This window comes from Bacillus hominis, from assembly GCF_018332515.1.
GTDB classification, from domain to species: Bacteria; Bacillota; Bacilli; order Bacillales; family Bacillaceae_G; genus Bacillus_A; species Bacillus_A hominis.
In genome coordinates this window covers 1-15,634 of sequence record NZ_BOQD01000356.1, presented here as the reverse complement: position 1 = coordinate 15,634, position 15,634 = coordinate 1, and the positions used below count along the sequence as shown (strand labels likewise).

At 34.5% G+C, this 15,634-nt stretch carries 9 protein-coding genes and 1 pseudogene; 2 read left to right on the top strand and 8 right to left on the bottom strand.

The annotated features are described in order from the left end of the window. Positions 1-304 precede the first annotated feature (304 nt). Entirely contained in the window at positions 305-1,714 is a 1,410-nt protein-coding gene (locus tag KI356_RS24625; RefSeq protein ID WP_212936745.1) for a catalase, read from the top strand. Positions 1,715-1,931: 217 nt separating this feature from the next. Here the strand turns inward: KI356_RS24625 and colA are convergent, their stop codons facing one another. The 8 genes and pseudogenes from colA to KI356_RS24585 form a co-directional block, all read right to left on the bottom strand. Next, positions 1,932-4,577, bottom strand: coding sequence for a collagenase ColA (gene colA, locus KI356_RS24620; RefSeq protein ID WP_212936744.1), 2,646 nt, complete (start codon positions 4,575-4,577; stop codon positions 1,932-1,934). 488 nt (positions 4,578-5,065) lie between these two features. Beyond that, positions 5,066-5,593 carry a hypothetical protein gene (locus KI356_RS24615; RefSeq protein ID WP_212936743.1) on the bottom strand — a complete coding sequence of 176 codons (528 nt, stop codon included), beginning with the start codon at positions 5,591-5,593 and terminating at the stop codon, positions 5,066-5,068. Positions 5,594-5,706: 113 nt separating this feature from the next. Next, the gene (locus tag KI356_RS24610; protein WP_212936742.1) at positions 5,707-7,461 is read right to left on the bottom strand and encodes an adenine deaminase; all 1,755 of its coding nucleotides are present in this window, start codon (positions 7,459-7,461) and stop codon (positions 5,707-5,709) included. A gap of 385 nt (positions 7,462-7,846) precedes the next feature. Continuing rightward, positions 7,847-9,013: a serine hydrolase domain-containing protein gene (locus KI356_RS24605; protein WP_212936741.1), complete on the bottom strand. Its 1,167-nt coding sequence runs from the start codon at positions 9,011-9,013 to the stop codon at positions 7,847-7,849. 189 nt (positions 9,014-9,202) lie between these two features. After that, positions 9,203-9,571 (bottom strand): annotated as a pseudogene (locus tag KI356_RS24600) (ABC transporter permease); the annotation flags it as partial. Between the two features lie 441 nt (positions 9,572-10,012). Beyond that, positions 10,013-11,491: a sodium:solute symporter family protein gene (locus KI356_RS24595; RefSeq protein WP_212936740.1), complete on the bottom strand. Its 1,479-nt coding sequence runs from the start codon at positions 11,489-11,491 to the stop codon at positions 10,013-10,015. Then, positions 11,488-11,688, bottom strand: coding sequence for a DUF3311 domain-containing protein (locus tag KI356_RS24590; protein ID WP_128280405.1), 201 nt, complete (start codon positions 11,686-11,688; stop codon positions 11,488-11,490). The genes KI356_RS24595 and KI356_RS24590 overlap by 4 nt, the downstream gene beginning before the upstream one ends. Positions 11,689-11,925: 237 nt before the next feature. Beyond that, entirely contained in the window at positions 11,926-13,551 is a 1,626-nt protein-coding gene (locus KI356_RS24585; protein ID WP_212936739.1) for an amidohydrolase, read from the bottom strand. 617 nt (positions 13,552-14,168) lie between these two features. Between KI356_RS24585 and KI356_RS24580 the strand changes: the two genes are divergently transcribed. Beyond that, complete coding sequence (locus tag KI356_RS24580) at positions 14,169-15,587, top strand: sigma-54 interaction domain-containing protein (protein ID WP_002146989.1); 1,419 nt, start codon at positions 14,169-14,171, stop codon at positions 15,585-15,587. Positions 15,588-15,634 lie beyond the last annotated feature (47 nt).

Here is a 15,634-nt window from a genome sequence, read left to right as displayed (position 1 = left end):
ATATTCTTTATCTAATTGAGACCAATCCGACATAATAAATTCCTCCTGGCTATTTTCCCGTTTTTCATGTTCATTATCTATAAATTCATTTACAAATTAATTTTTAAGATTGGAATTTTAATAGTGGTTTTCTTCCACCTCTTAAATAAAACGTGTTATTTCTCTTCCCGATATTCATTTTTCCATAATTTCTTCTATTTCAACAGGTCCACTGCATGTGCGTTTTTTTCATCTAGCGGTATGTTATTATTTTGACCTTTGCTTGTCATACATAATCAACGCTATAAAATCATATTTAGTAACAATGGACAAAAAAGATTTGGAGGCTATATCGATGGATGAAAAACATGATAAACAGAGGCAATCTTTATTAGGAGAAGACTTTAATCAAAATCGAGAACGTAATGAACTAGCTAAACTTCACTCTCAAACAGTTGGTTCACGTGGACCTGTTTTAAAGCAAGATAGTGTACTGCACGAGGCGTTACAAGAATTTATTCATGAAAAAATTTTAGAAAGACCTGTTCATGTAAAAGGGTTTGGTGCATTCGGTTATTTCCAAACGATTTATCCGATGTCTGAACATACAAAGTTGAACTTTTTACAAAATTCTAATGAGAAAATTCCTGTTATGGTACGGTTTTCATTAGCTGTTAGTACGAAAGGAACACCTGATACTTCTAGAAATGTACGCGGTTTTGCTACAAAATTTTATACAAAAGAAGGCGTATTTGATCTTTTATGTAATCACCTTCCTGTCTTTTCTGTTCGTGATCCGATGCGTTTCCCTGAAACTATTAAAGCACTCTTGCCTTCACCTAAAAATAACTTAATAGACCCTGATAGATTTTGGAATTTTGTTGCTAGAGCACCCGAATCCATTCATTTTGTTGTCCATTTATACTCTGATGCTGGTACGGCAAAAAGTCTTCGCCACATCCCAGGACATAGTGTAAATACATATGTTTGGAGAAACTCTGAAGGTAATCGAAAGTATATAAAGTATCATTGGTATCCATTTGAAGGTGTACAATTCATTACTAGTGAGGAAGCAACTAAACTAACTGCCGAAAACCCTGATTATAGCGGGAAAGATTTATACGATGCAATTGAGGCTGGTAAACCAGTGGAATATGGTCTATATGTCCAGCTCATGGATCCGAAAGATGAAGCACATCTTTCTTATGATCCTTTAGATGATACAAAAGTATGGGATGAAAAGGCGTATCCTCTTATACCAGTCGGTAAAATGGTATTAAATAAAAATCCTGAAAATTATATGGAACAAGTAGAAAAAGTGTCCTTCTCTCCTTCTAATTTACTGGACGGTGCAGAATTGTCTGATGATAAAATGCTACAGGGCCGTGCTAATATTTATAGCGATTCTCAAAGACGAAGAATTGGACCTGAATTTCGTAAATTACAGGTTAATCAACAGCAAGATTGGACACCTGCTAATCAAGCAACAAGCGGTGACGGAAGATACGTTGAAGGAAAACTTGAAAGAACTTCTATAACTAAGCAAGATGACTTTGGGCAGGCTGGTGAATTTTATGAAAAGTTAACACAAATAGAGAAAGAACACCTTGCTGAAAATTTAGCTAGTGATTTGAAAGTTATATCCGATGATATTAGGAAGATAGTTTTGGGGTATTTCGATCAAGTATCAACTGATTTGAAAACAAGAATTGAGACAAAAATGGAAGAGCATTAAGAAGATTAAAACATGCTTTACGAATGAGAATTCAAATCTATATTAATTATTTTCTTGTCAAAATCCAATAAGGTTATTTAATTTAAAAATAAAAAGCCAATATATCCCTGTTCTATAATTAGAACAGGGATATATTGAAGTAGTTTAATGTTAAGCATTAAATACTTTACTTAGCTAAAAATGCAATAAGTAGCCTTTCAAAACAAACTCTAGTAAATTATTTTACTTGCACTGTATAATTCCCTGTTCCACCACCATATTTATATACACTTAAGTAATATTTCCCTGGCTTCGCATTATAATTGCCAAGCAATTTGTTTCCATCACGTTTTGTTGCATAAGTTACATAATTATTTAAGTCTGATTCAGAATATAGTACCCAGTTCAATCCAATGTTTTGTTCGTTCGTAATAGTAATTTGTAAATCTTTTGGGTCCTTTACATCAATAACAAATCGGTCAACCTGATCTTGATCGCTTAAGTTCCCTCTTAGTAACGTATTTAAAGATAGTGGATTCGCTGTTTCAAATGAATTATTCGGTTCTTTTTCTACAGCCGTACCTTCTTCCGTATTCACTCCGCTAAACACAACATCATATTCAAATTGTCCAGCATTATTAACACGGTAATTTACAAAATAAGCAGTCAATGTTTTATATCCAGTCCACCCTTTTCCTGAAAGACGTTTCAACATATCATTTGTTGCTTGATTCATTACTTTCCAATCCTCAATCTCTCCTTTTGCCGCACTTCCTGTATATGTCCCCTGTAGTGTAAATGTATTAAAGAATTGTGATTTATTCTTTGTTACTTTCACATCTTTTAACTTTGCTTCATTAGTGATATCTGAAGTAACGTCCAAAAGCGATTTTGGATCATGCTGCGCTAAGTACTCATCTGATACTTGTGGAATTGTATACTTATCGCGATTATCAATAAGCGTTTGCATATAAGATTGATAGTCTTCATTTAATTTATTATCTTTGCTTAATGTAGAACGATATGCGTCGTAACTTGAAACATCATTTGCACGAATTAAATCATGCACTTTATCGAACATTTCAGGACGGTTATTATACATATATGATTGCAATGCAAACGAATAGTTATAAAAATCCCACGTTCCATATTTCGCATTTAATGTTTGTGATGCTGTATAACGTTTTGCAGGATCATTAGATAACCCACCAATTATACTTTTTCGCGGTACTACACTATCTAATCGCGTTGCACCTGCAAAGAACTCTGCATTCCCTTCTTCAAACCATGTTAAACGTTCATTTTGATACATTTCCCCTTGGCCCCATAATCCCTGAACCTCGTATCTTCCCTGTAAGTAGTGCGTAAATTCATGGCGGAACAATTCTTCCAAACTATAAATACTTTGCTGTGGTGTACGTTCATATGTAAAGAACGTTCCTGTCCCTTCAATGTAAATTCCACCATTATTCGTTTCATATCCGTACAGTTGACGATTAAATTGATACTCATCTGGACTATTATAAATAACCATCGTTAGCACATCATCAGCATGTCCACTTTCAAGTGGTTTATCGCTACCAACTGTACGATAAAATTGAGAGCGTACTTCTTTTGCCGCCCAGTATAGACGTTTAATTTTCTCTTCGCTAACTTTATCCCCAGCCTTAAAGACAATCGCTCCATCATCAAATGTATACGTTTTCGGTAAATATTTCTTTTTTCCATCTTCTCGGATTTGATCTAAACTTATTGTTTTTCCGTTCGCATCTACTCCTCCGTAATTTGTAGTAATTTGTTCTGCTGCAACAAAATATTGCTCCCCTAAATGTGGATAAATCCTCATCGCTTCTGTAACAACTTGCTGGCCTTTTGTTGGTGTACTATAAAGCTTGCCTAATCGACCAGCATAGTAAATTCCATTATTAATTAACCATCCGTTTTTATTTGTTACAGTACCAATTAGTGCAAAACGATTTACTTCATTAATAAAGTTATCAATATTTCGAAACCACATCGTATCTTTTGGCTCTTTTTCAGTCGTGTACATATCCGTCTGAATATCAAAGTCAATTCCCTTCATCAACTCATAAATAGCGTCTCCTTTCGTTCGGTCTTCAATGAAAGTTGCAAGATTATCGTTATATTGTTTGAAAATTTCACCTGCATATAAAACCGTTTCAACATCAGCCGATGCATTTCCAATTAATTTTCCATATGATGAAATAACTTTATTTTGTTCTGATGTACCAAGTTTGAAATTCGGATTTTTTGCAATTGTTTTTAAAGCGGGTAAACATTTATCATGGTAGCTACGCTCATTTAGTTTGCTTAATTCATCATGGTAAAAACCTAAATAAAATGCTGCACGTAGAGCTTCTACTAATGTTTCAATCCCTTTTGAATCATCTTTCGTATAAGCTTGTCCTTGTTCTGCTAGTTTATTAATAATCGCTTGCATTCGGCTATCATCTTGATAGAATTTGAGACTATCACTATTAAACTGGAATAATTCCGGAATTTGATACCAATTAATTGTCACAAGAAGATCAGTTAATTGTTTGTTACTTAATTGATTTAACTCAGCCATCGAATACTTTTTTTCTTCAGCTAACGGTTTAACATCCTCGGTTGGTGCTAGTGGACGCTGCGATAAATCCGCTAACTTTAACCGTTTTGTAAAAGATGCATTTTCTTGTACTGCTGAAGAGTGCGCCAACTCATCAACAGATTTCTGTATTCCTACCGGCTCCATTTGTAATACGCTCTTCACGCTCTTCACATTTTTCTCTTTTGTCTCTGCTTGAATTTGCAAACCATTACATGATATTGTCACTAGTCCAACACCAAGAATCAACTTAGAAATTTTTGAATATTTAACCATACCATTGCCCCTTAATGATTTTAAAGAAAATTCTGAATTTTTATACTAGAACATACTTATTTGTATGTATTTACAGTTCCGCTATAAATACAAGTATGATCAATGATGCAATAGTAGCTTATTTTATACTATTACGAATACAGATTCCTTAAATACAATTTCCCTTCCTTAAATTTAATACAAGCAAAAACTGTGCCAATGATGTTTTTTGTGAATAGTAAACATTTCTTTATAGTACTGTAGAATAAAATATACATAAGTGGTTCAGCAATGTATAAATCTTTTGACACATACTCCTCTCTCTTTTTACGATAAAAAGATCCTTTGAAAATTATAAGCATATTTACTAGCAAGTAATTTGCAATATACACCATCCAAAATGTTAATAACCTCAAAAAAAAGAAGGTAAGTATACATAAGGTTAATATGTATACTTACCTTCTTCTATAGCAACCTTTCAGCTGATAAAAACAACATTAATTAGTATTTCATTTCATATTATGATACTCATTTCTCTTTTTCAAATAATCCTTTTCACATTGTAACGGTTTGTATTCCACTATTTTGCCTTGCTTCTTTTTTGTTTCGGTAACAATCCATTCCCCTTTTTCAAGGTTTAGATTTAGGCGTTTCATTACATTAGTATCGTCTATTTCTTTATAAAGTAAAAATGCTTCTTGCGCCCTCACAAATAAGCTAGGCTGCCCTCTAAATCCACCACTATCATAAATTTTAGTTAGTGAATTATAATATGAATCAATTTCCTTTCCGCCATATATCAAATGCGCAGCCTCTAGGTCTCTGTTACTAACTTCCCAAAAACTGTTTTCATCAATATTTAAATTAAATGTGGATTTAATGTCCTGTATTATATTTTTCGCATACTTTTCATCACGCAATTTACTTTCTTCCAGACAATCCGAAGATAACCTTGGCGCATCTGTTTGAGAATGTACCACATGCTGGATAGATACACATAAAATAAATACACTTAATACATACAATAGTTTTTTCATATTTAACTATCACCTCAAATCATTTAGATACTATATTATTTGAGGCTTAGGATATTCTTATGCTAAGAATGAGAAAGGTCCTATAAAATAGACTTTTTATAGGACCTTTCCTTTTAATATTGATTTATCAGTTTCATCGGCGAAGCAAGTACCTTACTACTTTTCACATCATATAATCCTATAGGTGTTACCCGTATAAATGGCAAGTGCGTCGCAGAAAAGAATAAAATCGTAAATGCTGGATCGTTATAGGTGTATCCTCGCTCTTGTAGTAATTCCACCATTTTTTTCTCTTTATGTATTAATTCGCTCATTTTTAAATCGGACATAATCCCGAGCAACGGTAATGCAATTTCGTGTAACACTTCATTTCTTTCCGCTATTACCATTCCCCCGCCAAGCTCTTTTACTCTATAAAAAGCTGTAAGCATATCTTCTTTCCTTTTTCCAATAAGAATGATGTCACCTGTACCGGAATAAGAGCTAGCAAGACCTCCTAACCCATTCGCAAAACCTTTCACAACTGTATTCACTCGCCAAGTTCCATCACGAGCAATCATCATAAGGAAACATTCATCATGCTCAATAGAAAGTTCCTCAACGTTTAAGTCGATTTCAGTTACATATGGTTTTGAAATAACATCATTTAATAATTTTATACCTGTTGTTTCAGAAAAAATCATATCTTCTTTCTTTAAAGACCAGTCTAGTTGTAGAGGGGTTACTTGAAATTCATCCCATTCTATACGTAATGATTCATTTTTATTTTCTCCATCACGTTTCACCCATTGTCCTTTTGCAATTACACTAATCGGCACCGGGTTTTCTTTACTTTCCAAAATATTAATATTGGCGATTCTCCCTGTGGCAATCGCACCATGTAAATACTCCATATTATAATAACGAGCAATGTTATAACTTGCCATATTATAGGCATCTATAACTGGTATCCCTTGCTTAATCGCTATTTCTATCAATCTATTTGTCATTCCGTTTTCATAAAATGATGGATGCGAACCGTCTGTTGTGAAAATGAATCTATCAAATTGTTTAACACCTAGTTCTAGCAATTCTTTTACTAAAATTTCTAAATCTGGACGGATAGAAGAATTTCTAAGAGAAACGGTGTAACCTTGCATGAGGCGTATTAATGCTTCCTGCCCTGTCATCGCTTCATGATCACAATCCGTACCTAACAATTTTAACTTTGCTAAAGTTGTTTCAGATGCTCCAGGAAAATGACCTTCTACTTTCTTCTGTAATCGTTTTGTTTCCTGTACCCAATTTAACATTTCCTCATCGCCATGTAATAGTTTTGGCCATGCTGTTAACTCCCCGCCTTGAAGAACATCTTCATGATTAAGCCATTCCATTATTTCTTCACTATTAAACAATGATTGGCCATTTTGCAACTCAGTTTGGCCATCGAAACGACACCACCAATACATGCTTGCCGGAACCTTTTTAAATTCATCTAATAAACGAAATGCTTCTTCACGTTGTAATGTGAAAAATAAAGTTAAATTATCATTAATAAAAGTTGTTGTCCCAAATTGCATTGCATGATTTGCTAAAGTCTCTGGATTGTATAATTGATATGGATGTGCATGCGGTTCTATGTAACTAGGAACTACATACTTCCCTTCGCAATCAATAACTTCACAATGAGTAAATTGCTCTGGCAGTTTTTCTCCTACGTATACAATGCGGTCATCATAAACCCAAATATTTGCTTTCATCCACTCACGCATATATGAATTTAAATATGTCGCATTCTTTAATAAAATGTGTGGACTTCTCGTGCCATCTAGTACTTCAACATGTTCTCGTAATTGCTTATTACTCCATTTATAATGATTTTGTCCCAATGTACTCAACTCCAAATCTATTTATTGTTATATTGGTTAAAATGAGAAATAGTTAATCAACTAAAGTATTTTCCATTCATAACTCCCCTGTATAAATCCCTATAGCCTTTATTATATGGAACGATTCGAAAAATAACAATTTTCAGAATTAAAGATGTACCTCTTTGCTCCAAAATAAAAGGGATGTCACGCAACTGACATCCCTTTTATTTTTATACTAAGAGCTATAAGATTGACTTTCACTTTGAAATACAGTTATATCGTATTTACGTTCCACATAAACTTGATGCCATATCATAAATGCTAACACTGTCCATATTTGCAAAATTTAAAAAACATCTCTTTTATATACAACTATAGCAGAATCCAATCCCCTTTCTTTTTTCTATTTATTAAATTCAATTTGCATCATTTTATTAAACTGCGTAATAATATCAATCGCACCTAAAGAGTTAATACTGACAGCCAATGTATGTTTGCCCCCAATTACTCCCCCAGCAAAAGTTGTAAACCCAGGAATTGCCCCTCCGTGACCCCAAATTGAAACACCGTTTGGAAGTTTAGTCTCATAGATTCCAAGACCATATCCATCACCAACACCTTTTCCTTCTACAGGAACTGTGGTAAGCATCTCTTTTAGCTGATTTTCCCTCAGTAACTTACCACCGAGTAAAGATGAAAAGAACGTATTTAAATCGTCCGCATTAGAAATCATATCTCCAGCTGACTTAGCTAAACTCGGATTATAATACGTTATGTCTTTCAACTCGCTTGTTCCCTCCATTTTCATATACCCTCGAGCATGATTCTTTCCTGGGATAACGGTTGAATTCCCTGGTAGAAACGTATTTGACAGATCCAAAGGTTCAATAATTCGCTTTTCAATTTCTTCTGCATAACTATTTCCAGTTATTTTTTCAATAAGCATTCCCAATATTACGTATCCTGTGTTTGAATACGACCACCCCTTACCTGGCGAAAAATCAGGCGGTAGAGAAAGCCCCATTTTTACTATTTCTTCTGCTGTATACGTTTTTTTCGAATTCATTATGTCAGCGTCTTTTGACTTTAAGTATTCAGCTATACCACTCGTATGATTCAAAAGTTGACGTATCGTAATTTGATTACCATCATACCCATTTCCTTGAATGAGACCCGGTAGCCACTTTTCAATTGGATCGTCAAGTTGTACGCGATTTTCTCCTACTAATTGAAGAACAATCGTAGCAGTAAACGTCTTCGTCACACTACCAATCCGAAAACGATAATCCGATTTCATCGGTTTCTTTGTACTTAAATCTGCCACGCCAGCTGTATAAATACTAGTTTTTCCGTTGTTAGACGTCTTAGCTAATATTCCTGGTGTTCCAAGCTGCACTGATTCCTGCATTACTTGTTTCCATCCATTCCGGTTCTTTTGATCATGTGCTTGTGACGGACTAGATATATTTTGAACAGACTCTGCTTTCACAGTAAAACCTGGTGTAAATAGAGTAGTACCCGCTAATAAAACTGCCAAACTTGTTAACTTAATTGCATTACATTTTTTCATAAGGCTCTCTCTCCTCTATTAATATCGTATTGATTCAAGTTATACTTTAATCCTATATGATAAAACTCTCTTTTTTCTTATCCATTCCTTACGAAATACTTACGTTCAAATTTTGATACGATAAGCTGAGAAAGAGTTTTGTATGAAAATAAAAAGAGAACATAACAAAAGTTATATTCTCTTCCCTTCTTATTCATATCGCAAACATTCAATCGGATCTAATTTTGCTGCTGTATTTGCCGGTAGTATACCAAATACAATACCGATAAACATAGATATTCCAACCGAAATCAGTCCTAAATTTACTGAAACAATAAATGGCTATTCTGCGAATATCACAATTAACCACGCAAAAAATACGCCAAGCATAAATCCAATTAAACCACCTAGTGCTGTTAAAATGCAAGATTCAGTAAGAAACTGCATTAATACTTTACTACGCGTTGCACCAAGCGCTTTTTGGATGCCAATTTCACGCGTACGTTCTGTTACAGATACAAGCATTATATTCATAACACCGATGCCACCAACTAATAACGAAATTCCAGCAATTCTGCCAAAGACCATTTTCATCATATTCGTAGACTCGTTTCCATCCTCTGGAGCTTTGAATTTATGTTCAAATTTAGGCGATTTAATTTCATTTATACGTGCTACTGCTTCTTTCCCAACACTTTCCCGATCATCTCTAGAATGTAATTTCACTGTGACCGTATCATATTCGCTTACTCCTGAAATTAGAGAAGTGAATATGAGCGATCAAAATAAGGAATAATTCTATTCGATTCATCCCCCTCTTTTCACAATAGTTCAACTATCTATTACAACTATGTAAATTCGAGAAAATAAAACTACCTGCCTCCAATAGACCGTAGAGAACAGGTAGTTTTGATCTTTTTCAAATTTCATTTTGAATCGAAAAATTCATAAAAAACGTCATCCTTTCTGCATGTTTTCACAAAAAGAATAACGTTTTTCTCGTTATTTATATATAAATTTTTAGCTTGACGTTGATGTGGTAGATCCCTTTTGAACCGGTATGTTTTTTGAAGCTAAGCTTACAATAAAAGTTATTACGATATTTATTAATAATGCTATCGCTCCTGTCCTAATGTCGTTAATAGTGTGTGGGACTGTTGGGAAAAAGGTAGCGATTTTTATATTGAAAATCGTAGCATACAATACAATGAGCACTCCTGTAATAATTCCAGTCATTGCACCGTATTTATTAATGTAATTTTTTTTGGAAAAACTAAGGAATAATGCAGGTGCTAATTGTGCGATAAGACTGTATGACATGATATTTAACAGCGCCAGTGCTGTCCCGCCAAATACTGTGAAGAGTAAAGCAGTCAAAGAAAGGATAATGATGAACAGTTTTGAGGCTACTAATTGTTGTTTTTCGGTAGCTTTTGGAAAAACAACATTGTAAATCCCTTTTGTTAAGCCAACAGATGCAGACATTAACATAACGGATGCTGGTACTAAAGCCGTTAATAAACCAGCTGCTCCAATTATTCCAATGAACCAAGGATCAAATGTTTGAATAGATAATCTTAAAAGAGAAAGATCTCCATCAGCTCCTTGTAAACCTGGGATTTTTACGACAGCTGAAAAGCCAATAAAGAAAACAAACAGTAATAATATCGTGTATAAAGGTAGGCTAATTGCATTTTTGCGAAGTGTTTTTTCACCATTTGCTGCAAAGACCACAGTGAAAGAAGTCGGTAATAAATAAAAAGATATTGCATTTAATAAGATAGTAGAGATAAACCATGGTACACTTAGTCCCTGATCGGCTAACGTTAACAATTCCGGTTTAACAGCCTCGACAGACTTAAACATTTGCTCAATTCCACCAAAATAGTGTATAGGGATGTATAGTCCTAAAAAAATAACTACTCCCAAAATCATAATATCTTTAATCACAGCTATCCAAGCAGAGCCATGAATACCAGAGAATATTACATACGTTGTAATAACTATTGCACCTATAATACTTGCAGCCATTGGTGAAATAGCTCCAAAAGAAGCCTCTGAAACAATGATTCCTAATCCTTTCATTTGTATACAAATATATGGTATAAGTGCTAAACTTCCTACAATAGCTACTATAACCCCCATTGCACGACTATCGTATTTAGATGCAAAATAGTCAGGTTGTGAAATAATACCATGTTCCTTACCGTATCTCCAAATTTTAGGTGCAATCCAATAAGATATTATATATGCTAGAAATATATACGCGGGCACATAATATGCAGCCGCACCTTTGGAATAAGCCCAACCACTTCCGCCTAGAAAAGAAAAAGTCGTATAAACCTCTCCAGCTATTAATAGAAATACGAACAAGGTACCAAAACCTCTGCCGCCAACTGAAAATTGCTGCAAATCCATCTTTTTTCCTCTTCTTGCTGCTATCCCTAAATAAAGCGATAAGATTAAGAAAATAAAAATAATAAATACTGATATATTCATTCTATCTCACTCCCTTTATTATCAGGATCCAGCTTATAAACAATAGTTAAAATAATTGAAGAAAGTACCATCCAAAATACAATCCAAAATAATAGAAAAGGCATTCCTAATACGTAAGGCTCAATTCTATTTGCAAATGGCAAGAATCCAACACACCCTATAAAAGGGATTAAGAGTAAGAGTTTAATATATTTCAAAATATGCTCGACCTCCTATTTCATGGTTTGAATTTTTATAGATTAAGAACCGCTATCATAAAAGGATTTGTTAACGTATAAACATTTTTAATTTTCTGTCATTTACAAAAAAGGATCTGACTACTTTTATGCATAGCCAGATACTCTCTCCCATCTAATAAGAGGGGCTATTTCGTTTTTTAATTGATGTATAAAATAATGCGAAGTACTATAATTGCCCCCCTCTTTTTCCTAAATCTAATTTTTCATCATTAAATCGTTCTCCTTTTGATAAACAATTTCTCCATCAATAATCGTTGTCTCCACTTTCAAATCTTTAATACGGCCTGGGTCAGCTTTTAAAATACTTTCACTTAAAATAACTAAATCAGCTAATTTCCCTACTTCTAGGCTACCTTTTATATCCTCTTCAAAACTTGCATAAGCACCATTCCATGTGTAAAGTTTAATAGCTTCTAGTACACTAATGGATTGATTCGTGCCAATTTCAGCTCCAAATTGGCTTTTTCTATTAACTGCAGTATGAATTCCTAATAAAGGATTATAATCAGTAACCGGTGCATCTGAACTACCTGCTGCAATAATACCTTTATCTATATAATCACGAGCAGCGTACATATAATTAACACGTTCACCATAATTGTGAGCATATATCTCGCCATATTCATATGGAAATGGTGGATTTGGAATAGGAATGACTTCAAGTTGTTTCATTCTTTCTTGTAAATCTGGGGTTGAAACTCCTGCATGCTCGATTCGATGACGATGATTTTTCCTTGGTGCTTCATTTAACGCTCTTTCTATGCAATTTAAATACATTTCAATGGCTTTATCACCTTGAGCATGTACTGTAACTTGGTAGCCTTTTTTATGGGCTTCACCTAGAACTTTATATATTTCTTCCTCACTATAATAAAGAATCCCGAAATTGTTAGGATCGCTGGAGTAAGGTTCTCGAGTTGCAATCGTTGGACCAGAGCTACTTCCATCTAAAAATATTTTAGCCGGCCCAACTCTAAACCTCTCATCCCCTGTACCGGTCACTATCCCTGCATTCATCATTTTATTTACAAATTTATCCGATTCATTAATGGTACCAATTATTGCATATACCCGAACACCGATGTCTTTGGTTTTTATAGCTGTTTGTAACAAACGATAACAATTAGAATCAAAAGTAGCTGCTTCATGAATACTCGTGATTCCCCCTGAAATGAAATGATCCGACGCAATTTTAACAGCTTTCATAAGTTCAGCATCTGTATAGCTTGCTACATCATTCATTTTCATATTTGCAGCTTCAAATAATTTCCCTGTAATTTCCCCCTTCTCATTTTTTTCAATTACTCCACCTTGAGGATTCGGTGTCTTTTCGTCATATCCAGCCTTCTCTAGTGCTGCTGTATTTACGATACAAATATGTCCACACGTACGAGAAATGATGATTGGATGTTTCGTTGAAATAGCATCTAGCTCTGCAATCGTTGGATACCTTTTCTCCTTTATGGTCGTTTCATTAAATCCCCAAGCTCTTATCCACTCACCTTCTGGAGTTTCCAACGCTTTTTTCTTAAGCTCATTTAGCACATCTGCCACAGAGTCGATGTGACTTTCTTTACAACTGATATTCAACTGAAAAACCCCATATAAAACCAAGTGTGTGTGTGCATCAATAAATCCAGGAAGAAGAGATTTCCCTGCTAAGTCAATGACTTCCGTCTTCTCTCCAATAAATTTATTCATTTCTAAATTTGAACCGATCCCAATTATTCGATTATCCTTTATTGCAACAGATTCCACTATTGAGTTTTGTCTGTCTGATGTAATAACTTCACCATTGATAAATACTAGATTTGCATTCATACATACACCATCCTTTTTATATAAGTACAAATTGAAAAATCGACATAAAACCTTTCTTTTTAGGTGGGAGAGAAAATCCGGTCATTCATAGAAGCGGTCAGATCTTTTTCCTGCCCCATGCCAAGTGAAAACAAAGAGAGAAAACGAGTGCAGATCACCTTTTGTTCTTCATAACCGTGACTTGTATGCCAGTAAGTAAAAATGGATATATTTATCAATTCCATCTATCATCCTATTAATTGCAATAATGTATCATTAAACAACATTCCTAGGATAAGCTGTTTTTCTCTGTTAGTAAAAATGGCGACCCTCTATCATTCCAATACAAGGGGACATTCCTTTTAAATAGAAAGATCCTATTAAATACCTCCCTCTATAAATTAATAATTCCGTACTGTACACTTTCATATTGCAAAAATCATGCCATAAATATGGAACGAAAACATAAAAAATAGACAGAAAATTATAAAAAATCACTTTAAATCTAGCTATTGTGAGATATAATGAATTAAATTCGTTTCAATAGATTCATAAACGGTTCATTCTTTTCACTAATTCCCATCTACTTTGAACCACTTGCGGTTCAAAGTAGATGCATTCATAGGAGGATTCAAGCCATGTCCGACGTTCCTGTCCAAATTGAAACTAAATATCTATTAAAAATTCTTGATAATCTTGAAAGTGGGATGAATATTGTTGACAAAAATGGAACGATTATGTGGATAAACCAAGCAGGTTGTAAGCTTTTTAACAAAAGCAAGGAAGATTTAATTGGCAAGAACATTTTCGTTCTGAAAAAAGAAGGTGCATTCACTCCATCCGTAATCGAAATGGCTTTACAAAATGGAAGTACTGTAACCACTGTGCAAGAAATCACCGGTGGTAATAAGATGACAGTAACAGGGGACATTATTTTGGATGAGCAGGAAAACCCCATTTATTTTGTAGCACATGGTCATGATATAAACAATTGGATGGATAATGTTTCTAAGCTAGAATGGGAAGAATTAGCCCCCGTATTGAAGCGGTATTTACTAGAAATAAAAAAAATAAATTCCCGGTATATTCTAATGCAAGAGGAACAGTCCTTTATTGGACATAGTAAAATACATAATTTGCTTGCTGAAATCCTGGAAAGAGTGGCAAGTGTTGATTCAACTGTGCTTATTAACGGAGAAACAGGAGTTGGAAAAAACGTAGTTGCGAAGCGCATTCATAAGTTGAGCGAACGAAACAGTCAACCCTTTGTCCACTTAAATTGTGCAGCAATTCCCGATTCACTTCTCGAATCTGAATTGTTCGGCTACCACAAGGGAGCCTTTACAGGTGCTAATTCAAAAGGGAAAATAGGGCTCGTCAAAACAGCCGAAAAAGGAACGCTTTTTTTGGATGAAATTAGTGAACTTCCGCTACATCTGCAGCCCAAACTCCTTCAATTACTGCAGGACAAGACCTATATGCCTATTGGCGGTTCACAGTTAGTAAAGGCTGATATTCGCATTATTGCAGCAACAAACCGCAAAATCGAGGAAATGGTAAAAGAGGGGAAATTCCGGGCCGATCTATATTATCGACTTCATGTTTTACCAGTAAACATTCCGCCGCTACGAGAGCGACATGAAGATATTTTTCCGCTACTCCATTTCTATTTGCAAAAGTATAACCAAATATTCAACCAGACACGTACCTTCTCGCAGCAAACGATAGGTGTTTTACAACGTTATCAGTGGCCCGGAAATATTCGCGAATTAGAAAACACTGTTGAGCAGCTCGTTATTATGGCCAAAAAGGACAATATCTCGACTCATGATTTACCAGAACGCTTTCACTCAGTAAGCATGGAAAAAGAAGCTTTACAATCTCTGAAAAAAGGAAACAATTTAAGCGAGATTATCGAAAGTATGGAAAAAACAATTATTGAACAGGCAATTAAGGAAAATAAGACTACACGTAAAACGGCAAAAGTTCTTGGAATTACTCAAACTTCACTGATCCGTCGATTAAAGAAATACAATATCCGCAATGAAAAAGAATAGCATTTTTGTTGTAGGAGGAATTAATTTTTTTCTTAATTTGATGGCTA